This is a genomic window from Pedobacter sp. D749, from assembly GCF_019317285.1.
In the GTDB taxonomy this organism is placed as follows: domain Bacteria; phylum Bacteroidota; class Bacteroidia; order Sphingobacteriales; family Sphingobacteriaceae; genus Pedobacter.
This window is the reverse complement of sequence record NZ_CP079218.1, coordinates 5,235,413-5,258,414: the sequence shown is the minus strand read 5'-3', so window position 1 is coordinate 5,258,414 and position 23,002 is coordinate 5,235,413. Positions and strand designations below refer to the sequence as shown.

Sequence of the window (23,002 nt, the reverse complement as noted above, 5' to 3'; positions counted from 1 at the left end):
TTCATTTTTAAAGGCAGAACCCGTTTCTGCCTTTTTTTGTTGAAATTCACAGTAAAGAATTATTGTAATCACATGGCAAAATCAACCATAACCTACATTGCCGCTGTCTTGATTTTTTATGTCTGCATTTTCTCGAAAGTTTATGCTCAAGACCCTAAATATCCTTCAGAAATAACCGTTGCACAGGATGGCAGCGGAAATTACAAGACCATCCAGGGGGCTGTAAATTCGGTGAGGGATTTAGGCGAGAAAGAAGTTAATATCCATGTTAAAAATGGCATATATAAGGAGAAATTAATTATTCCTTCGTGGAAAATCAGGATTTCGATTATTGGAGAAGATATCGATAAAACCATAATTACCTTTGATGATTATTCAGGGAAGGCCAATTCATCAGGTAAGGATGCTTTTGGCAATGCTAAATTGAGCACCTATACGTCATTCACTGTATTGGTCCAGGGCAATGATATCCATCTCGAAAACTTAACCATTATCAATTCTGCTGGCCGCGTTGGCCAGGCTGTTGCGCTGCATGTAGAAGGTGATCGATTCATCGCAAAAAACTGCAGGTTTCTGGGCAATCAGGATACGCTTTATGCCGCTACTGAAAATAGTCGTCAATATTATCAAAACTGTTATATTGAAGGCACAACCGATTTTATTTTCGGCAAGGCCACAGTGGTCTTTCAAAATTGTTCCATCAAAAGTTTAAGCGATTCTTATGTTACCGCAGCTTCGACCTCCGCGCAACAGAAATTCGGATTTGTTTTCATAAATTGTAAGCTCATTGCAGATGAAACTGTAACCAAAGCGTATCTGGGGAGACCATGGCGGCCTTATGCAAAAACGGTGTTTATTACCTGCGAGCTGGGAAAACATATTTTACCCGAAGGCTGGAATCCATGGAAAGGCGATAAGATGTTCCCAGATAAGGAATTAACCGTTTTTTATGCTGAATATAAAAGTAAAGGTGCTGGGGCATCGCCCAAAACAAGATTAGCCTGGACAAAACAGCTTACTGATAAAGAGGCCAAAAAATATACTTTAAAAAATATACTGAGCGGATCGGATCTATGGAATCCAATCACAAATTAATTAAAATGAAAACGAAGTTTCTTAAGATTTTTGCGGCAGGAGCCTTAGCCGTTTTATTCTCTTTTACTTTTGTTCAAAGGAAAACAAAGCTGTACATCATCGGCGATTCTACCGCGGCCAATAAAGAAGAAAAAGCTTATCCAGAAACCGGTTGGGGCATGGCGCTACAGTCTTACTTTAAAACTGATATTACGGTTGATAACCGGGCTTTAAATGGCAGGAGTACCAAATCGTTCAGGGCTGAAAAACGTTGGGATCCAATTTTAGCACAGTTAAACCCAGGAGATTATATTTTTATCGAATTCGGGCATAACGATGAGAAAGTTGATAAACCTACGGTCGGTGTTTCATTGGCTGATTTTAAAGTCAATTTAGTGAATTATGTAAAAGAAACCCGGAGCAAAAAAGCTTTCCCGGTTTTATTAACGCCAATCTCCCGCAGAAGTTTTAAAAACGGAGTTCTGATCGACTCGCATGGCGATTACCCAAGCGTAACCCGACAGGTCGCCGACTCGTTGAATGTTCCTTTAATTGATATGCTGGCGAAAACAAAAAGTTTACTAACCCGTTTGGGCGAGGAACCATCCATTAAATTATTCAATTATGTTGATTCAGGGAATGTAAACTATCCTAATGGCAAAAAAGACAATACACATTTAAGCCCGGAGGGAGCCAAACAGGTAGCAGGTTTGGTAGTTAACGGAATAAAAGAGTTGAAGTTGAGTTTGATAAAGAGTTTGAAGTAAAAAATATAGTTGTCATCCTGAACGCAGTGAAGGATCTTTTTTTACCACCGAGTGCACCGAGAAATTCACTAAGTAAACAGAGTTGGGCGTATAAATATGATCATCGTCCTCGTTTGCAACGAGGATGCCTGAGAATGGCGATTGTATCGCCAATAGCATAATACCGCATTACAAATGCGGATCTCGCTAATCCTCGTTACAAACGAGGACTATTAAACTCCAATAGAAAGGTCGTCATCTCGACTGAAGCGCAGCGGAACGGAGAGATCTGCCAGATATAGATTTCTCGACTACGTTGCACTCCGCTCGAAATGACGAACTGAGCGTAAAACATAAAAGCCGCAAACTCACAGATTAACACCTGTGTTTTGCGGCTTATTTTTATAAACTGATCTTTTAAAAAATATACTTCGTACTTAAAAAGTTTGAATCATCTCCCCTCACAATTTCGTTCAGTAACTTTTTATTATCCTCTGTAAACTTAGTGGCTACTAAAGAGCGGATCGAGAACGAACGTAAGGCATCCACTACAGAAAGTGTTCCTTCGGCACTGTCTTTACGACCAGTGAAAGGGAACACATCTGGTCCACGCTGACATTGGCAGTTAATATTTACACGACTCACCTGGTTAACCAAAGGATCGATCAACGAAGAAATTACCGCAGCATTGTTACTAAAAATACTCACCTGCTGGCCGTGTGGCGAGCCGATTAAATACTCGATAGGTTCTTCCAGGTCATCAAAAGGCACAACAGGTACAATCGGTCCAAACTGCTCTTCGCGGTACAGTTTCATGTTACTGTTTACGGGATAAACAATGGCAGGATAAACAAAAGTTTCTAAAGTTTGTCCACCATTTTTGTTCACCACTTTTGCCCCGTGCGAAACGGCATCATCAATACATTCTTTTAAGTATTCGGGTTTGTTCAGCTCTGGAAGCGGTGTAAGGTTTACACCTTTTTCCCAAGGCATGCCAAATTTCAGTTTTTCTACTTCTGCAGATAAACGTTTTAAAAATTCCTGCGCTAAACTGCGGTGTACATAAACGATTTTAATCGCGGTACAACGTTGTCCGTTAAAAGAAAGCGAACCTAACACGGTTTCAGAAACCGCCAGATCAAGATCTGCATCTTTAGTGATAATGGCCGCATTTTTGGCATCTAAACCTAAAATAGCCCTTAAGCGGTTTACTTTAGGGTGCAGTTTTTTAAGTTCGTTGGCAACCTTACTTGAGCCAATTAAGGTAAGTACATTAATTTTTCCCGATTTCATCAATCCCGGAACGATTGTATTCCCACGACCATAAATCGTATTCACCACACCCTTAGGAAAACTGGAACGGAAAGCCTCCAATAAAGGATAGTGCAACAAAGTACCGTGTTTAGGTGGTTTGAATAAAAGTGTATTGCCCATAATCAAAGCCGGAATCAACGTAGTAAAAGTCTCGTTTAAAGGATAATTAAACGGCCCCATACAAAGTACCACCCCAAGCGGAGAACGACGTACCTGGGCCACAATACCCTGTTCTATTTCGAAACGTGATGACTGTCTGTCGATATCTTTTAATGCATCAATCGTAGCATAGATATATTCAACTGTACGATCGAACTCTTTTACCGAATCGGCATAAGATTTACCAATCTCCCACATAATGAGCTTCGCAACAATCTCCTTTTGCTCAATCATTTTATGCGTAAAGTTTTCCACGCAGCTAATCCGATCAGCAACGCTCATAGTTGGCCACTGCCCGCGACCATTATCATAAGCGGCTACAGCTGCATCTAAAGCTTCTGTAGACTCTTTCTCCGTGCAAACAGGGAAACTACCGATACGCTTCCGTTTTAAGCCCTCAGGGGTTTTTACGCATACCGGAGAAAAAACTTCATTAAATGGTCCGTTCCATAGTTTCATCTCTCCATTTGACAGAAACTCCTTTTGATTGATTTCTTCCGTGAGCCTAAATTCATCTGGAATCTGGCTCTCTTCAACGAAAATACTTTCGAGGTTTAGCGTTGTACTCAATTTTATTTGTTGTTAGGGTTAAATTAATGTTAAATCTATAGTTTAAGTATAGATTTATTGTTGTAAAAAGAGCCAAAGTAATTGGCTCTAAATATTTATAATTCTATCATTTTCATTTTTGGCACCAATGTCTTCATTACTACCCAAGCAATAATATAAGCAATAGCACAAAATGCAAACATAATGGTGTAACCAGTCTGGATATGTCCTAATCCTTTGTAATGATCGAACAGGGCACCGCCAACCTTAGAAACTATTACGCCACCGATTCCTCCTGCCATACCACCAATTCCAATAATTGATCCAACTGCTTTTTTGGGAAACATATCTGATACTGTTGTAAAAATATTTGCAGACCAGGCTTGGTGTGCAGAAGCTCCAATTCCAATTAACAATACAGGAATCCAAAAGGTATAGTGCCCCAAAGGTTGGGCAAGTAAGACAACTAAAGGAAATAATGCGATTACGAACATTGCTCTCATTCTACCTTCATAAACATTGTATCCTTTTTTAAGGAAATAAGCAGGAAACCATCCGCCTCCAATGCTACCAATCATTGTCATACTGTAAAGCACAAAAAGTGGGAACGATATTGATGTTCCTTCCATTCCATACTGGGCCTTTAAATATGAAGGAAGCCAGAACAAAAAGAACCACCAAACACCATCAGTCATGAACTTTCCAAACGTGAAAGCCCATGTTTGTTTATATCCTAATAATTTAAACCATGAAACCTTCTTTGCTTCAGTTTCAGATTCTGATGGAACAATAACTTTTTGATCTGTATCTAATAGAATATACTCCAATTCAGCTTTAGATAAACGCTTTTGTTCTTCAGGTTTATCATAAAAAATAAACCAAAATATTAGCCAGAAAAAGCCTGCTGCTCCTATAATTAAAAATGCAGTTTCCCAACCCCAAGCTTCAGCGATGTATGGCACAGTAGCAGGAGCTAGAATTGCACCAACGTTTGCTCCTGAATTAAAGATTCCTGTTGCAAAGGAACGTTCCTTTTTAGGAAAATATTCTGCTGTTGCTTTAATTGCTGCCGGAAAATTTCCAGATTCTCCAAAACCCAAAACAGCCCTGGAAACAATGAAGCCTAGTACAGATACCGATATACTTGTGATTCCAACCAATGCAAAAATAGATGAAACGGCCTCTCCTACAGGAATAGCTTTTGCATGTAGAATGGCGCCTAGCGACCAAACAATAATTGCAATGGCATATCCCCATTTTGTTCCCAATTTATCTATTATTCGTCCAGCAAAAAGCATTGATATAGCATAAACGAATTGAAAAGCTGCTGTTATGTTTGCGTAATCTGAATTTGTCCAGTTAAACTCCGCCTCGAGTTTGCTTGATAGCAAACTTAAAACTTGTCTATCTAAATAATTTACTGTAGTAGCGAAAAACAGAAGTGCGCATATCGTCCATCTGTATTTGCCTATTTTCGTTTGGTTCATTTGGTTAGGTTTGTTAAATTTTATTTGCTCTGCTGAATTAGATCGAGCGCTAATTTGGTATTGTCGAATAACTCTTCGTAAAGCCCTTTACTCATCACGTCTTTACTGATTAATTTACTGCCCATACCAACCGCACAAACGCCAGATTTAAACCAGGTTTTCAAGTTATCAGCATTAATTTCTACTCCACCGGTAGGCATAAACAGCTGTCCGGCGAAAAGATCTTTAATTGATGAAATAAACTCAGGACCTAAAATATTGGCAGGAAAAATTTTGATCAACATGGCTTTGTGTTCTTGGGCTACGCTGATTTCAGTCGGCGTCATACAGCCCGGAATCCACAGCATCCCGATTTTGTTGGCAATTTCTGCAACAGCCGGATTTACGATCGGTGCCACAATAAAATCTGTTCCAGCTTCAATAAATGCATTTGCATCAGCAGGGGTTTTAATGGTTCCGATACCCAGATAAAGATCTGGCATTTCAGCATCGCGTACTTCCTTTAGTTTTTTAAAGTTCGACAGGGCTGATTTACCGCGGTTAGTATATTCGAAAACACGTACACCCGCTTTATATAGCGTGCGTAATATTTCAATGCTACCTGCCTCGCTATCCTGATAAAAAAGCGGTAACATGCCTTGCTCTAAAATGGCATCTAAAATTTTGTGCTTGTTGCTAATCATTGCGTATTATTCTTTTTTCTATATCCGCTACGGTACTGATTGTAGCATCACTTGGAATGTATAATTTATCGTATGCTGCTGCGGTGGCAAAGTTTAAGGTTTCTTTGACCGGTAACTGGTTGTAAAAACCGTAAATCAAACCTGCCATAAAACAGTCTCCACTACCCACTTTATCTAAAATTTCGTCAGAAACATATTCTTCAGAAACCGTGAGTTCACCATCGGTATAAATGGCAGTATAATACCTGATACCTTTGCCATGATCAAACCTGAAGGTATTGGCCACCGCTTTACATGCAGGAAACAAACTTAATATTTCTTTAGAAGTATCTGTTGCCTGTTGCAGTAACGTTTCTTTTGCATAACCCTCAGTTTGTGTTAAATCTTCGTGAATCGCAGTACCCAACATTTTATTGGCCGCCCATACATTGCCCATAATCAAGGTACAATATTGGGCCAGTTCTGGTAAAACATCAATGGGATCTTTACCGTATTTCCAAAGTTTGGCGCGATAGTTTAAATCAAGTGAAATGGTAATATTTTTTGCACTTGCCACTTTTAAAGCTTCCAGACAAACATCAGCAATAGATTGGTTGATTGCAGGGCATATCGCACTGAAATGGAACCAGTTTACGCTTTCAAAAACTTCATCCCAGTTGATCTGGCCAACCTTTAAATTAGCATAAGCAGAATTTGCACGATCGTAAATTACACCGGCATTTTTAAGGTCTTTCCCCTTCGGAAGATAATATAAACCTAAACGTTCACCATAGTAAACCATTGGTGTGGTATCAATATTACGGGCATCAAGATAATCTACAATTTCGCGGGTGACCGAATTATCGGGTACAGCCGAAAGGTAGGCCGAAGGAACATTCCAAAGGGCAAGTGCAGTGGCTACATTAAGCTCTGCACCACCCACATAAAACGGAAGTTTATTTTCTTTTAACCAGGCACCATCCATATCAGGGCAGATGCGCAAAAGTATTTCACCAAAGCTTAAAACTTTTTTTCCTTTTTCTGATGAAGCGAATATTTGGGTGCTCATTTTTATATTTTATTGGCATATTTCATGCTGTTTTCTGCGACCGCATGAAAATGGAAGGAAAACGATTGAAATGATTTGATTCCAATGAAATGCCCTCCTAAGCCTGATTTTGGGTTAAAATTTAAAGTAATTTTTTGCGTTAAAGTACGAAATATCCTGAACAATCTTGCCCACCCATTCCAAATCGTTAGGCAATTCGCCGTTCTCAATATCTTCTCCAAAGAGGTTACAAACAATCCTTCTGAAGTATTCGTGGCGTGGAAAAGAAAGGAAACTGCGCGAATCGGTAAGCATACCTACCAGACGGCTTAAAAGTCCCATGTTGGATAGTGCGTTTAACTGTTTGATCATACCGTCTTTCTGGTCTAAAAACCACCAGGCCGAACCAAACTGAACTTTACCCGCAACCGAACCATCGTTAAAATTACCAATCATGGTGGCAATTAATTCGTTATCGGCAGGGTTAAGGTTATAAATTATGGTTTTGGCCAGTTTATCCTGATTATCCAAACGGTTCAGGAATTTAGAAAGCATACGGGCCTGGCTAAAATCGCCGATTGAATCCCAACCGGTATCCGGACCTAATTGTCTTAACATCCGGGCATTGTTGTTACGCAAAGCACCGAGGTGATATTGCTGCACCCAACCTTTCTCGTGATCCCATTCTGCAAAATAAACCAGCATGGCTGATTTAAATTTCAGGTTTTCCTCGTAAGAAATATCTTGTTTAGCGCGAATTTTATCAAAAATGGATAAAATTTCGGCTTCAGTATAATCCTCGGCATAAATCTGCTCTAAACCATGATCAGAAACCGAACAGCCATTATCTGCAAAGTAATCGTGACGGCTTTTTAAGGCATCAATATAATCCTGAAAACTGCTGATGGTTTTATCGGCAACGCTTTCTAACTTGTTAATATATTCATTTAATCCCTCAATATCATCACTATTCATTGCCTTATCCGGGCGGAAAGCAGGTAACATTTTCAAATTTGCACCTTCTCTTGCCAACTGCTGGTGAAAGTTTAAGCTATCCAACGGATCATCGGTTGTACAAACAGCTTCGACATTCATTTTGGACAGCAAACCACGTACAGAATACTCTGGCGTTTGCAGTTTTGCAGAACATTCATCATAAATTTTCTGTGCCGTTTTGCCCGAAAGTAAATCGGTTACACCGAAATAACGTTGAAGTTCTAAGTGTGTCCAGTGGTATAACGGATTACGCAAAGTATAAGGAACAGTTTCAGCCCATTTCTCAAATTTCTCATAGTCTGACCCAATACCAGTAATGTATTTTTCATCTACACCATTGGCACGCATGGCCCTCCATTTGTAGTGGTCGCCGGCAAGCCAAACCTGACTGATATTGGCAAACTGGGTATTATTGGCGATCTGCTCCGGAATAAGGTGATTATGGTAATCGATAATCGGCAATGATTTTGCAAAATTGTGGTAAAGCTTTTCTGCTGTTTTGCTTTGCAAAAGAAAATTTTCGTCTAAAAAAGATTTCATACTATATGATTTGAGACATTAGACAATCGTTTAACTGATCAGAACGAATATCTATTAATTTTTTATTTAGCCCCGGTCTGTGTCCTCACAGATCGGAATTGAATTTATATTTATCTATTGGTGGCGATTTGAAATATTTTAAGGCTTCATACAGGCCTGTAGCGAAGACTCTGGACTACAAACTAACTCCCCTTTTCCATGGAATAAAATCATCCTGGTTAAGCAATACTGCTTTTGGGATTACTTCGCCACTGGCCGCTTTAATGCAATATTCCAGGATATCTTCTCCCATTTGTTCGATGGTTTTTTCTCCTTCGATTACCGGACCACAGTTGATATCGATGATATCACCCATGCGTTTTGTCAATGCATTATTGGTTGACACCTTAATGGTCGGGCAAACCGGGTTTCCCGTTGGCGTGCCTAAACCTGTGGTAAACAAAATTAAAGTTGCACCCGATGCTGCTTTACCAGTGGTGGCCTCTACATCATTTCCAGGCGTACAAACCAAATTTAACCCTGGTTTAGTGGCCGGTTCGGTATAATCCAACACATCTTCTACTGGTGAGGTTCCGCCTTTTTTAGCTGCTCCGGTACTTTTAATCGCATCGGTAATTAAACCATCTTTGATATTGCCAGGCGATGGATTCATAAAAAATCCAGAACCTACATTTTCTGCAGCCTGGTTGTAAGCCGTCATTAACTGGATAAATTTGCGGGCAGCGGTTTCGTCTTTTGTTCGGTCGATCAGTTGTTGTTCGGCACCGCAAAGCTCAGGGAATTCGGCCAAAAGCACCGTTCCGCCCAAAGCCACCAATAAATCGGAAGTATAACCTACCGCAGGGTTGGCACTAATACCACTAAAACCATCGCTACCGCCACATTTTACACCCAAAACCAGTTTACTTAACGGCGCAGGCTGACGTTCTATTTTATTGATTTCGGTTAAACCGATAAAAGTTTTACGGATGGCTTCTTTAACCAATTGTTCTTCGCTCTGCGATTGCTGCTGCTCAAAAATAAATAGCGGTTTATCGAAATTCGGACTGCGCTGTTTTAAATCGTCCATAAAATCTTTCACCTGTAAATTCTGGCAGCCCAGGCTCAACACGGTTACACCAGCCACATTGGGATGATCGGCATAAGCAGCCAAAAGCTTGCTCAACACAGCGGCATCCTGACGGGTGCCACCACATCCACCCTGATGGTTTAAAAACTTAATGCCATCAACATTTTTAAAAACACGGTTAGCCGATGGATTGGCCAATCCGATAGAATTTGGATCGGCCTCTTCTAAAATCTCGCCGTTTTTATAGGCCTCTACCAACTGGTGGGCATACGATTTATATTTATCGGTTACGGCATAACCCAATTCGTTGTGCAAAGCCTCACGGATGACATCTAAATTGCGGTTTTCGCAGAAAACAGTAGGGATAAACAACCAGTAATTGGCAGTTCCAACACGGCCATCGCTACGGATATAACCATTAAAGGTTCTGCCTTCAAATTTGGAAACATCGGGTGCATGCCACTCGTAATGGTATGTACGAAATTCGTAAGGATCGGAAGCATGTTTGGTATTTTCGGTATCCATTAACCCACCTTTGAGGATGAAATGTTGTGCCTTTCCTACCAATACGCCATACATGATAATGTGATCGCCGGCATTCATATCCTGCATAAAAAATTTATGCTTGGCCTGGATATCATCCTGTAAAATATATTCCTGTCCATCGTGGATAACGGTTTCGCCTTTTGCAAGATTTTGCAGGGCAACAAGAACGTTATCGTTAGGATGGATTTTTAAAATTCTAGTAACCATTTTAAATTGTTCTTTCTGAATGCAAGTTACTTAAAGTTTCTTTTGCACCCTTATTTTGTAATAATTCAACGTATGATTTTACGGCTGCGTTAAAGCCGGGATAATTGTTCAGGTTTTTATCCCAAAGGCGTCTGTCGCCAAGGGTATTATCTACAACGGTTTCAGGATGTTTCCAGTATTCATATAACACTTCCGCAAATTCATCCTGTATCGGGAAGGTTTTTCCGTTAGCGCTGGCCGTATAAATATCCCCATCTTTGTTCACATTCATAAAAAGAATATAAGCGGCAACCCCCAAGGCGGTAAGTTGTGGTACTTCATTTTTTAAGGCATAATACCTTCTGATGAGCGGCATGTTGCGCATCTGCATTTTTGAAGTGAAGTTTAAGGTAATGGCCTGCCACTGGTGCTCTAAAAAAGGATTACTGAAACGGTCGACCACACTTTCGGCAAAAGCCAGGGCTTCATCATAAGTAATGTCTTCATTTACCACAACAGGAGCAATTTCCTCCTTCATCAATTTTAATACGTTGCTGGCGAAATCTTTATCGGCCATCGCCTCTTTTACTGTACTAAAGCCGGCTAAAATGGCCAAACCGCAGCTAATCGTATGTGTGCCATTAAGTAAACGGAGTTTTAGTTCTTTAAATTTATCGATGGAAGGAACAATGAAAATGCCTTTATCTGCTTTTGAGAAGGATAACACCTCTTTTACTTTTTCGCTTGATGATTCGATTGCCCAAAGCCTGAAAGGTTCGGCCATGATCATGAGTTCGTCTTCGTAACCCAATTCGTTTTCGATCGCTTTTTGTTCAGCCTCCGGAAGTTTTCCTGGCACAATACGATCGACTAAAGTTTTACAGAAGTGATTGGCGGTTTTTAACCAGTTTTCGAAATCCCAGCCCAATTTATTCTGGATGGCAAGATCCAGTACAATTTCTTTCAATTTATCGGCGTTATCGCTGATGAGTTCCGTAGGCACGATCACCATTCCGCTTTCTGCTGAACCATTAAAGGCTTTATATCTTTCATGCAGAAAAGCTAATAATTTGCCAGGGTAAGATTGTGGCGGATTATCGGTGATTTTATCTTCACTTTTAACGATCCCAACTTCAGTAGTATTCGAAATTACGACCTGCATTTCTGGCTGATGGGCGGCTTTCAAAATTTCGGCCCAATCTTGTGAAGCCGACAAAACCCGGCTGATTGAAGCGTTGATTGAGTTTTCTTCAACATTAACACCATCTTCAATGCCTTTTACACAAAGCGTGTATAAATTATCCTGTTTCGAAAATGCGTCAGCACCACCTCTTGAAGTAGATTTAACTACCAAAACCCTACCGTTAAAAATGCCTTTTTGATTGGCTTTATCGATAAAGTAATCTGGCAGACCGCGTAGTAAAACACCCGTTCCAAACTGGATTACTTTTTCGGGCAAGGCTAAAATTTCGGCAGTAGGTTTTGTAACCTTGTCGCCCTTAATGTTTTTTAAATTTTCTTTGTTTAAAATCATATTCTTGCGGTTTCAGTTATTGCAAGTAATGAAGTAGTTCTCACCCATAGTAGTAGGATTGCTTCGTGCCTCGCAATGACGATTTTATTTTTTTATTTATTTCCCATTTGTGATTAACCACTTCGGGTATTCTTTTTCAATTAATTTTTGCCCCCAGTTGCCGTACCAGGAATAACCGTTGCGCCTTTCTCGGCTTAACTCTTCCAATTTTGTTTTAATGGTATTGTCGCGGTCGCCGAAAATTGGGGTATTTTTATCAAGGTCGTAAAAACGCGCCCAGGTGTTGGCAGTATGATCAGCAACTAAAGCTGAAATATTTTTGTTCCGATCGAAACGATAGCCAACTATTTTATAAGTATCAAACCATTTCACTGCTGCTGAAATTGCATTTTTCACTTCTGGTGATGGGTTTTTAAGCCTCATGAGGAAACGCACAATACCCACCGATTCACTTGTGCTTAACGAGGCCGGCTCAAATGCCCTGGCTTTTGCAGGCAACATCGAATCTTTATCGTATTGCGCAGCCCAAATGCTTAATGTTCCATTCTGTTTTACCTGTGTTTTTAAAATACAGTCTATTCCTTTTGTAACTGCTTTTTCTGCCTTTTTAATATAAGCTGGATTTACCACTTCGAAATCGTTCGTTTGCGTAGCAATATCCTGTAAAATGTTCAGTACATTGATCATCGCATCATCGTTGTAAGTAATTTCTGAACGGTACGAAGCTTTATCAGGATAATATTGTGGCCAGCCACCATTGGCATACTGAGCAGATAAAATATAATCCAATCCTTTTTCAGCTGCCGCTAAATAAGCCTTATTCTGTGTTTTTTTATAGGCTTTTACCAGGTAAACCACTTCTCTGCTGGTGGCTTTATTATCGAAAGTAGCATGTAAATCTTTAGTGGCTTTTATTTTGGCCAATAACTCAGGGGTTAAAGCTGCACCGTAGTTAACCACACTTTTATCATCCAATTGCTTTGGCCAGCCACCATTGCCTAATTGATAAACAAGCATTTTATCTGCCATAGAATCGGTAGGCTGCTGGGCATAACACGATAGTAATAAAGTGCTGCAGATTAGGGTGAACCATATTTTTATTTTCATCATTTTCTTTGTTCCGTGACCTGTGTCCTTACAGGCTACTAATTTTCTTTTACGCCATGGTTAGTATTTGCCACGGAGGCACGGATTAACACGGAGGACTTTTCTTTTTTATTCGCCATGGTTCGTGTCTTCACGAACCATTATTCATCTGTGTTCATCCTTTTCATCTGTGGTTAAATCCTACTTCTTCCCGGGCACCTGTTTAATCAGCCAGTTCACCAAATCATTCGTAGCCTTAAAATTTTCAAATTCAGCAGGTAATTTTCTACCGTCGATATATTCATTATAAAACCAGGGATCGCCCACAGCGAAAACTGTTCCTTTACCATATTTTACAGTAGCAACAATCACATCTCCTTTATCCGTTAAAGCAGAAAAAGCCGGACTTTTCGCCACAATGGTAGAAATTTCTTTGATGTACACTTTTTTGGCTGTCTTGAAAATAGCATTCCCTGCCGGGATTTTTATTGCACCCTGTTCAAAATTTGCGCCCTGAACTTTATTGCGGCTATCTTCATTAAAATGAATCCCAAAGGTTTCAGGCAACACATTAAATTTCGAAATTTCGCAGTTACCCACATCGTTTAATAGCAGGACCAAAACGCCACCTGCTTTTACCCAATCACTGATCTGTTTCGCATGGGCAGCATTCATGAAATTCGGGTTTGCTGTTTCTTTTTCGGTATCAGGATCTACAATAATGTAAATGTTAGTTCCTTTTAAATTTGAAGTTGTTGGTGCAGTTTTAAGCGTCCTGGTTTTAACACCAGCATCGTTAAATACTTTTCCGAATAAAGAGAAACCATTGTTATCATCTTCTTCCCAAAGGTAATGGAAAGGGATTTTATCTCCGGTTGGACCGTTCATGTATTCGTTGTTGAAGAAATTATCAACCGTAACCGTTAAACCTTTCCCATGCTTTGGCAGCTGATCGACTTCCATTTCGGCAGCGGCACACACAAATGCACCCATTCCTTTAGGATCGTTGGTGATTACTTTTTCACTGATGTAATAATCGAAGCTACCATCGCGGTATTTAGGTTTTCCGCCCAAACCAGATACGGAAACGGTTTTAGTGAGGTTTACCCTTTCATCGCCTGCTTTTTCTATAAATTCTTTCTTTAAACCTGCATAACCTTTATTTGCCGCTGCCATAAACGATGGTGCCAGCCAGCCCTTGCGTACACCTTTGGCTAAGCCGTATACAAACATGCTCGATGCCGAACTTTCCAGGTAATTCCCTTTACGGGCAGGCATGTCCAAAATATCAAACCAAACACCCGATTTCGGATCCTGGTATTTTACCACCACTGTTGCCGTACGGTTTAAAATGGCCAGTAATTCTTTCCTTTGCGGATGATCGGCCGGAAAATTATCCAACACATCTACCAAAGCCATGATGTACCAGCCCATTGCTCTGGCCCAAAAATTTGGTGATCGTCCGGTTGTTTTATCCGCCCATTGTTCGGTCCTGCTTTCATCATAGCCATGGTAAAGCAAGCCCGTTTTTGCATCGCGGGCGTTTTTTTCCATGAGGATAAACTGTTTGGCGATGTCATCAAAAGCAGCATCTTTTTTCATCAGCTTGGCATATTCAGCGTAGAATGGCTCACCCATGTATAAACCATCCAGCCACATTTGGTTTGGATATATTTTCTTATGCCAAAAACCACCTTCTTTGGTACGTGGCTGTTTTTGCAGCTGATCGTATAATTTGGTTGCTGCTAACAGGTATTTCTGCTGTCCGGTAACTTTATAGAGCAACAATAATGAACGACCGTTTTTGATGTTGTCGATGTTAAAGTCATCGGGCTTGTAAGTGGTGATATTTCCTTCTTTATCCAGATAAGCATCCATCGAACTTTGGATGTATTTGAAATATTTTCCATCGCCGGTATTGCGCCAAACTGCTGCCGAACCTTCAAGCACAACACCCATATCGTACGACCATCTCGGCCCCTTTGGCCCTTTTAAAACAGTAGTATCCTGCCAAAGTTGTTCCATTGCAGTTAAGGTTAACTGTTCCGACAGTTTCTTTTGGGCAAATCCACTTTGTGTTAAAATAGAAAAACCAATAAGTGCAGCTGCTGTATATAAGATTAATTGCTTCATGATGCTGTTATTTTGAAATTTCCAGTGCTTTTTTATCTACCTCAGTGCCCAAAACGGAAGCTGTTTTCGCTTTAGAAACATCAGTTCCGCTAATTTTTACCCCTTTTGATTTTTCGCCTGAAACATCAAATAAAACTTTGCTGTTCATTGGATAGCTGAGCTTGCTGATGTTGATATTCGAACCGTTCTGAATCATCACCACCGGACTGGTATTATCAGTAATTACATTTACGTTTTTCAGGAAAATTCCTGTTGCCTCAATAATTTCGATACCCTTCTTAGCTTTTATAGTTACGTTTTCCAAATGAATATCTTTGATGTTCATTTCTGGTAATCCCCTGAAAAATATTGCTTTCTCAGCACCATTAGCTACTACATCTTTAATGTAAAAGTTCTTAAACTGGGGAGTAGCCTCAGTAACAGGAACAGTAACCGTTTTAATGACTTCACGTTTTTCGCCAGCCAAAGGAACCGGATCAACCGCAGCATAATACATATCGAACAAAATGGCTTCGCCAGGAATATCGATCATGTTGATGTTATTGATGTAAATATTTTCTACCACACCACCACGGCCACGGGTGGTTTTAAAACGCAGGCCGATATCGGTACCGATAAAAGAACAGTCGTACACCCAGATGTTTTTTGCACCACCGCTCATTTCGCTTCCGATTACAAAACCGCCATGGGCATGGTAAACGATATTATTTCTTACAATTACATTTTCAGTTGGTACACCACGTTTACGGCCAGCTTCATCGCGACCAGATTTGATACAGATCCCATCATCTCCCACATCAAAAGTGCTGCCCTCAATTAATACGTTTTTACACGATTCAACATCAACTCCATCGCCGTTCTGTGCAAACCAGGGATTTTTTACCTGTAAATTTCTTAAGGTTAAATCCTCGCAAAGCAAAGGATGTAAATTCCAAGCTGGCGAATTCTGAAAGGTAACACCTTCTAAAAGAATTTTTTTACAACCCGTTAAAACCAATAAATTCGGACGGAGAAAATCTTTGATATCTTCATAATCTGCTGCTGTTTTGCCCGCTTCAATTACTCCTGGATTTTTAGTATTGGAACCTTTAAGTGTTTTTTCAGACGGGTACCACATTTTCCCATCTGCTTTAACTATACCTCCGGATGCAACGAGGTTTTTCCACTGTGTTTCGGTAAGTTTATCTTTTTTAACCATGCGCCAGGCACCGCCGTTGCCATCGATGATCCCACTTCCGGTAATAGCAATATTTTCGAGGTTTACACCCGAAATCGGGCTCTGGTTTCGCCATGCAGGCTGACCTTCCCAATTTCCCTGAACAAGTTTATACTGGTTAAAATCGGCCGTAAACTGAAGAATGGCATCGCGCTTTAAATGCAGGTTAACATTACTTTTTAACTCGATAGGACCAGTTAACCACAAACCTGAGGGAATTAATACCACACCTCCACCTTTCTGGCTAACGCTGGCAATGGTTTTATTAATGTTTTCGGTATTTAAGGTAATGCCATCTCCTTTTGCCCCAAAACTAACAATGCTCATGGTATCTTTTTTAAATTTAACCTGCTGAATAATGGGTAAGCTTTGCTTTTGTTGAGCCATAGCAGTTGCAGAAGATAAAATTAAGCATGCGAGAGCTACTTTTATATGGCATAAACGACCAGAAATATGTTTCATTATTTGCGCTGTTAAATTATACTTGGTTATCGTAATAACAAGTGTACGTTGTTTGCACTTAAAACAGAAGAGAAATCTATGCAATCGTTACCGGAAAACGAGGCAAAAAATAGCCTTCAAAAACGAATTTAAAACCTGTATAACAACATGTTACACCTCTTATTTCACCTCTGGATTCCATCCACGGAAAACGTTTTCCAAAATATAGGTCTTGTATTCTATCTCTGTTAATTGGCGCGACCATTTTACCCTATTTTCCGGATCGGCGCCTTTCCCCTTGCTTTTATATTCTGCATAATAAGCCGTTTTCTCATTACTTTCCTTTCCCCAATTGTTCCAGCCATCGGGATGGATAAAATCAGGCAGTTCGCAATTGAGGTAAACAACTTTAGCATAAGGCCTCCAGGGGCGGCCCAGGTAAAAACTATTGGCAGGGGCATCTCCCTTGATTTTACATTTGTTGAGTACGTAACCATATTTTGTGGTATCAGCAGTTGAAGCGGCTGTAATATAACCCGCCTTTTTGCAGAAAATGGTGCAACTTTCAAACCAGGCTGTCGAAGCACCGAAAATAAAATCGACCGTACCTTCGATGTAACAATTTTTATAATACTGGCGATTATTGCCCCCATACGTATAAAGTGTATCCTGGAAACCCAAAAACCGGCAGTTGGTGAAAATCAGTTTATCGCCACCGGCCCAAACGGCCACCGCCTGCCCCACCGGGCCTGAAGAATTTTCGAAAGTGATGTTCTCAGCAGAAAAGCCTTCACCATAAATGTAAAAGCTGGAAGAGCCGGAAGTACCTTTTTCTTCGCTAAAAATATTTTTCTTCTGTGCATAATCATCATAGGTTAAAATAGTTTCGTTTAAGTTCTCCCCAATAAACTTTACATTCTTTTTAGAGGCCGCCAATACCAGTTTTTCTTTATAAATACCTTTTTTAATGAAAATTATGGTTGTTTTATTCCTGAAATCCGGCACAGCGTGGATCGCTTCCTGTACGGTTTTAAAGTTTCCACTTCCATCAGCAGCCACCACAAAATCAGGTTTAACATCTAAAGCATAAACCGCTGATGAAATGATTGTCAGTAAGAATAGGATGATTGCTTTCATATTAATTTGGTCAGGCTTAAATTAAAATCGGCCACGTAAAAGTATAAACTTTGTAACGCAGCCGTGTTTTAAAATATATGATGAACAATTTTAAACATTAATATCCATCAGAAAGAAGTTTTTCTGAGATTAAACGTTGCAAACGATGTCGGGAACGATTGCATGGTATCAGCTTGTCTAATACTTTCGATCAAGATAAAAAACTATAATTCCCCGGAACTTTCTGGCAGGCGATCGTACTCACCTTTCCATGCATAAAAGCCAAATATCATCAACCCCAAACTAATTGGGAGGAAAATAAACAGGATAATTGCCCATTGCAGGATAGTATTGGTACGCTCGATATTTGTATGGGTCAAGCCCACTTTATCAATTGCCTGGATAAACAAAAAAGTCATTGTTAATGGCCCTAAAACCATCCAGACCAAACCTAAAAACTTCTTTAACGTATTCATCTTTTTTGCATTTAGTCGTTAATATTTTCGTCTCTTTTATTCGATAAATAAATAGTGCCAATAACCAGACTCAATGCCGCTATACCTATTGGATACCAAAGGCCTGATAATGGTGTAGCACCAGAAAAGCTTGCAATTAGCGTTGCAATAAAAGGTACTAGCCCACCAAAAACGCCGTTACCGATATGATAAGGTAGCGACATAGAGGTATACCTGATTTTAGTTGGGAATAACTCTACCAGAAAAGCCGCAATTGGTCCATAAACCATGGTTACGAGCAAAATCTGAAAGAAGATTAAGCCAACGAATTTCCAGAATACTGGCGTTGGTAAAACTTTGTCTTTTATTACTTCTTTGCCTAAAAGAATCCCTTTGGTTGTAGAAATCGTATCGGTTTGCACCCTGTTAAAGGAAGCGCCATTTCTGAGCATTACTTTAGTAGAAACGGTTCGTAAGCTATCAGTTGAGTTCGCAATTAAAACAGCAGTTACCGGAGCCGGCCTAGCAGATAAAACATCAGTCTGTTCAATTTTTGTATAATCGGTATCATCTAAAAACATTTGATAGATGGGGCGATAAAAAAGAATGCCTAAAAGCATACCACTTAACATGATCCATTTCCGGCCAACCTTATCACTCCAGGCACCAAATACCACAAAAAATGGCGTGGCAAAAGCGATTCCCCAAAGCAAAATATACCTCGAATCGTTAAAATCCAGCTTACAGGTATTCTCTAGAAACGATTGTGCATAAAACTGACCCGTGTACCAGATCACACCCTGCCCCATGGTAGCGCCAAATAATGCCAGGAGTACCATTTTAAAATTCGCTTTATTGTTAAAGCTTTCTTTAAGTGGATTTTTTGAGATATTTCCTTCGGCTTTTAGTTTTGAAAACATCGGCGATTCGTGCATTTTCATGCGGATGTAAATCGAAACCACTACCAGTACAATCGATAACAGAAAAGGAATTCTCCAACCCCAATCGGCAAAAGTTTCTGCGCCTAAAATATTTTTCGTGATGACAATAATTCCTAACGAAAGAAACAACCCCAATGTTGCAGTAGTTTGGATCCAGCTGGTAAAAAAACCACGTTTATTTTTCGGCGCATGTTCTGCTACATAAGTTGCCGCGCCACCATATTCGCCACCCAAAGCCAAACCCTGGATTAACCTTAATATTAAAACCAAAATGGGCGCAGCATAACCAATACTTTTATAAGAGGGAATTAAACCGATAAAAAATGTCGAGCCGCCCATCAGCACCAAAGTGAGCAAAAAAGTATATTTCCGGCCGATTAAATCGCCTAGCCTGCCAAAAACCAATGCGCCAAATGGGCGGACAATAAAACCTGCTGCAAAAATAGCCAAGGTGTTAATTAGTGCTGATGCACCAGCATCTTCCGGAAACAGCTGATGGCCAATGATAACCGCAAGGCTACCAAAAATATAAAAATCATACCATTCAATCAGTGTACCTAAAGATGATGCACCGATAACTTTAAAGATATTGTTCCTGGGTAAAGTGTCGCTCATAAGTGATTTAGAATATTTGGTTTCCCAAGATAAACATTTGAATGACAATCGGCAACCTGTGCCGTTTGTCATTTAATTTGTTACATTACCAAACATTTCGGCTTTAGTTTTGTATTTTCATCCGTAACGAATTTATTTTCCATAAGATTATATGCTTTTAATACAAAACATCAGATTAAGTAGAATTTTAAGAAATACATGGCAGATTGATCTGATCATGGTTGCCTCTTGTACTGCAGCTTACTTTGTACGCGAGTATTTAATTGCCCATCATTTCTCCATTCCATCCATTATTCCAACGGTTTTAGGTACAGCTATCGCTTTTTTCATTGGATTTAACAATAATCAGGCCTACGATAGGTGGTGGGAGGCCCGTAAAATATGGGGAGCATTGGTAAATGATTCCCGCTCCTTTGCCAGGGCTTTGATTAACTATGTCGATGAAGATGATGAAAGTGTAAAAAGGATGGTTTGCAGGCACATTGCATTCTTATATGCATTAAAGGCCAATTTAAGGGGAACGGTAGATGAAATTTACACCAAATATTTAACTGAGGCGGATTTAAAAGAAATTGGTAAGCACAACAATACACACAATGCCATTTTAAATATTCAATCGAGAGATTTGCAAAAATTATCGAAAGCAAATGCTATTGATGGTTTCCGTTTTATCGAGATCAATGAGATGCTTACACGATTTTCCGATTCTATGGGCATGAGCGAACGCATTAAAAACACCATATTCCCGACTACTTATTCCTACCTTACCAAAGTATTTATCTGGTTATTTGTGGTAACATTTACCCTCGTAATCAGTCAGGATGCAGGGCCTGCCGCCATATTTTTAGGTTGGTTAATCGGTTTTGTATTCGTATCTACGCAGATTAACGGAATGAGCCTGGTTAATCCTTTCGAAAACAATTCGGCAGGTGTTCCGCTTAACCAAATTACCAGAACAATAGAGATCAATCTTTTGCAAATGCTCGAAGAAGACGAGATCCCTGAGCCTGTTAAACCTATAAATAACGAATATGTGCTTTAAGCGATTTGGGAGCTTCCATAACTCCGACTAATTGTTTAATTCAGTTTTTAATTTCTCCTCAAAAAGCATCGACTTTGCTTTGAACTGTGGGTCAGAAAAGGAAATATTGGCTGTGGCATAAATAATCTTTCCATCCTTTCCAACCAATACATTCGACGGAAAACCATGGTTAATGTTTAGTTTTCTAATCTCGTATTTGCTCAGCGATACAATTTCGTATCTGTAGCCGTTACGTTTTTGAAATCGCCTGGCACTGGCAGGACCATCATGGGTAATGCCGATAAACCTTACACCCTTTTTGCCATATTTGGACACCAAATTATTTAATTCGGGCATTTCAGCTATGCAAGGCGGGCATGTTTCGAACCAAAAGTTAATGACCACTACCTGGTTTTTTAAATCGGCATTGGAGAGCGGCTTTTTATTGACGGTTAAACCATTAAATGAGGGTAAGTCTTTACCCGTTAAATCTTCGAAGAAAGTTTCTTGCGTAGCCCATTTAACTGGCACTTCTTGTGCCAGTGCAGTAAAAGAAATAGCAGAGAGCAAGATAAAAAGGTAAATCTTCATCAAGGCTAAATATAAAAAAGTCCCACCAATACGGCAGGACTTTAACATTTGTTTGGTTTAAAAAATCTTATTTAAAGGTAACGGAACCATATTCAGTTTTGATGGATACGTTTGCAGCACCACCGCTACCGATCTTGCCAGTATATTTTTTAGTTTCATCATCTTTACTTACCAAGTTTGATGTTACGTTTGAACCATATTTAAAGCCGGCATAGGAGGTAGAGACATTAAAATTTCCATTATAACGATCTGCAAAGCCCAATCCAACACTTACATATTCGCCTCCGAAGGTGAAGTTTTTACAGGCAGGGGTGATCTCGCTCACGTTTAAACGGTTGTAATCCATGTTGATATTTGCATCACCATTAAGTGTGCCTAAAGTCACGTTCGAATATTCTGCATTAACTGCAATTTTACCGGCCGATGCAATATTTAAATCGCCATAAGCTTGTTTAACCACCGTATTGCCTTTAACCGTATTGATATTCACCTTGGCATATTCGGCATTCAAAAGCAAGTTACCACCAATGGTACCGATGGTTAAGCCTTTACCATATTCCACTTTAATATCTGCAGATCTTCTGATGGTATTGATGTTTACAGCAACATACTCTGCGTTAAGTTGTAACGTACCTACAGCGCCAATGGTTACCGGGCCATTATATTCATGTTTTACCACTGCAGCATTCAGGTCCTGGATATCGCATTTACCATATTGAACATTGATGTAGTTATTTACGTTGCTTAAATTGCCAGCCACCAGGTTTCCATATTCTACTTTTAAAGATGTAGGGCCGGCAAAATTACCCAATTCTACATTACCATATTCTTGTGAAACCGTTAATGGATTTACTGCAGGCATATACACCACATAGTTTACTTTTACTTCCCTCCGCCAGGTGGTTACTCCATTTTTCATCCCACGGCCATAACGTCCGTTTCTATCACCCATATTCGTTCTGAAAGTAACTACGTCACCGTTTTTAGTCGCATCAATACTTATCCCATCAATCAGTTTTTGCGCATCATTATCCGAACTGCTGTAAGCTTTAATATCTACATCAACACGTACTTCTTTTTTGTCCCAGGTTTTAATAGTGATCGATCCGTATTGATTGTTTAAATTAATCTTATCGTTATTGTCTACATTAAAACTCTTGCTAAAAGATTTTGAACGTTCGGCATCTCCCCCCGTTTGTTTATACCTTGAAGTATTAACAATCGCTACCATCGATGATTTTTCTAAATTTTCTACAACTACTTTCTCTGAAGGGCTATTTATCATCCCTTCTTGTGCATTTGTTTTTACGGCAATTAAAGCCATAATGGCTAAAAATATTCTTATTGTTTTCATGTTGTTAATTGTTTAAACACCTATGCGCTTACAACCTGCCGGCTGGTTGTAAGCTTTCGATGTAGTGAGCGTTCCCCTTTTAGTATCAAGTTGTGTAAATCGGGTATCAAGACGGATTCTGTT

General features: G+C 39.8%; 18 protein-coding genes. 3 read left to right on the top strand and 15 right to left on the bottom strand.

What is annotated here, in order from left to right; translation table 11 throughout:
- Window positions 1-72 precede the first annotated feature (72 nt).
- Both KYH19_RS21590 and KYH19_RS21585 read left to right on the top strand, forming a co-directional pair.
- The gene (locus KYH19_RS21590) at window positions 73-1,095 is read left to right on the top strand and encodes a pectinesterase family protein (protein ID WP_219076712.1); all 1,023 of its coding nucleotides are present in this window, start codon (window positions 73-75) and stop codon (window positions 1,093-1,095) included.
- A 5-nt stretch (window positions 1,096-1,100) separates the two neighbouring features.
- Window positions 1,101-1,841, top strand: a complete 741-nt coding sequence (locus KYH19_RS21585; RefSeq protein ID WP_219076710.1) for a rhamnogalacturonan acetylesterase — start codon at window positions 1,101-1,103, stop codon at window positions 1,839-1,841.
- A 396-nt stretch (window positions 1,842-2,237) separates the two neighbouring features.
- Here KYH19_RS21585 and KYH19_RS21580 read toward each other — a convergent pair whose 3' ends face one another.
- The 13 genes from KYH19_RS21580 to KYH19_RS21520 all read right to left on the bottom strand — a co-directional run bounded on the left by KYH19_RS21580 (window position 2,238) and on the right by KYH19_RS21520 (window position 19,913).
- Window positions 2,238-3,863, bottom strand: a complete 1,626-nt coding sequence (locus KYH19_RS21580) for an NADP-dependent glyceraldehyde-3-phosphate dehydrogenase (protein ID WP_219076708.1) — start codon at window positions 3,861-3,863, stop codon at window positions 2,238-2,240.
- A 95-nt stretch (window positions 3,864-3,958) separates the two neighbouring features.
- Window positions 3,959-5,329, bottom strand: a complete 1,371-nt coding sequence (locus KYH19_RS21575) for an MFS transporter (RefSeq protein WP_219076706.1) — start codon at window positions 5,327-5,329, stop codon at window positions 3,959-3,961.
- 20 nt (window positions 5,330-5,349) lie between these two features.
- On the bottom strand, window positions 5,350-6,012 hold the full coding sequence (locus tag KYH19_RS21570) for a bifunctional 4-hydroxy-2-oxoglutarate aldolase/2-dehydro-3-deoxy-phosphogluconate aldolase (RefSeq protein WP_207908382.1): 663 nt from the start codon (window positions 6,010-6,012) through the stop codon (window positions 5,350-5,352).
- Window positions 6,005-7,060, bottom strand: coding sequence for a sugar kinase (locus KYH19_RS21565; RefSeq protein WP_219076704.1), 1,056 nt, complete (start codon window positions 7,058-7,060; stop codon window positions 6,005-6,007). Before KYH19_RS21565 ends, KYH19_RS21570 begins: the two co-directional genes overlap by 8 nt.
- Window positions 7,061-7,174: 114 nt before the next feature.
- The gene (uxaC, locus tag KYH19_RS21560) at window positions 7,175-8,575 is read right to left on the bottom strand and encodes a glucuronate isomerase (protein ID WP_219076702.1); all 1,401 of its coding nucleotides are present in this window, start codon (window positions 8,573-8,575) and stop codon (window positions 7,175-7,177) included.
- A gap of 175 nt (window positions 8,576-8,750) precedes the next feature.
- Window positions 8,751-10,397, bottom strand: a complete 1,647-nt coding sequence (locus KYH19_RS21555; RefSeq protein WP_219076701.1) for a UxaA family hydrolase — start codon at window positions 10,395-10,397, stop codon at window positions 8,751-8,753.
- A gap of 1 nt (window position 10,398) precedes the next feature.
- The gene (locus tag KYH19_RS21550) at window positions 10,399-11,910 is read right to left on the bottom strand and encodes a tagaturonate reductase (protein ID WP_219076699.1); all 1,512 of its coding nucleotides are present in this window, start codon (window positions 11,908-11,910) and stop codon (window positions 10,399-10,401) included.
- Between the two features lie 96 nt (window positions 11,911-12,006).
- The gene (gene pelA / locus KYH19_RS21545) at window positions 12,007-13,020 is read right to left on the bottom strand and encodes a pectate lyase (protein ID WP_219076697.1); all 1,014 of its coding nucleotides are present in this window, start codon (window positions 13,018-13,020) and stop codon (window positions 12,007-12,009) included.
- A gap of 177 nt (window positions 13,021-13,197) precedes the next feature.
- Window positions 13,198-15,129 (bottom strand): glycoside hydrolase family 88 protein, encoded by a 1,932-nt coding sequence (locus KYH19_RS21540; RefSeq protein ID WP_219076695.1) that lies wholly within the window; start codon window positions 15,127-15,129, stop codon window positions 13,198-13,200.
- Between the two features lie 7 nt (window positions 15,130-15,136).
- Entirely contained in the window at window positions 15,137-16,807 is a 1,671-nt protein-coding gene (locus tag KYH19_RS21535) for a glycoside hydrolase family 28 protein (RefSeq protein ID WP_219076693.1), read from the bottom strand.
- Window positions 16,808-16,966: 159 nt separating this feature from the next.
- Entirely contained in the window at window positions 16,967-17,923 is a 957-nt protein-coding gene (locus KYH19_RS21530) for a pectinesterase family protein (RefSeq protein ID WP_219076691.1), read from the bottom strand.
- Window positions 17,924-18,126: 203 nt separating this feature from the next.
- Window positions 18,127-18,378: a DUF6814 family protein gene (locus KYH19_RS21525; protein ID WP_219076689.1), complete on the bottom strand. Its 252-nt coding sequence runs from the start codon at window positions 18,376-18,378 to the stop codon at window positions 18,127-18,129.
- Window positions 18,379-18,389: 11 nt separating this feature from the next.
- Window positions 18,390-19,913, bottom strand: coding sequence for an MFS transporter (locus tag KYH19_RS21520; protein WP_219076687.1), 1,524 nt, complete (start codon window positions 19,911-19,913; stop codon window positions 18,390-18,392).
- Between the two features lie 151 nt (window positions 19,914-20,064).
- On the opposite strand from KYH19_RS21520, the gene KYH19_RS21515 reads away from it, so the two are divergent.
- Window positions 20,065-20,955, top strand: coding sequence for a bestrophin family protein (locus tag KYH19_RS21515; protein WP_132395531.1), 891 nt, complete (start codon window positions 20,065-20,067; stop codon window positions 20,953-20,955).
- 27 nt (window positions 20,956-20,982) lie between these two features.
- Here the strand turns inward: KYH19_RS21515 and KYH19_RS21510 are convergent, their stop codons facing one another.
- Complete coding sequence (locus KYH19_RS21510; RefSeq protein WP_219076685.1) at window positions 20,983-21,525, bottom strand: TlpA disulfide reductase family protein; 543 nt, start codon at window positions 21,523-21,525, stop codon at window positions 20,983-20,985.
- Between the two features lie 67 nt (window positions 21,526-21,592).
- Window positions 21,593-22,879, bottom strand: coding sequence for a hypothetical protein (locus tag KYH19_RS21505; RefSeq protein ID WP_255562489.1), 1,287 nt, complete (start codon window positions 22,877-22,879; stop codon window positions 21,593-21,595).
- Window positions 22,880-23,002 lie beyond the last annotated feature (123 nt).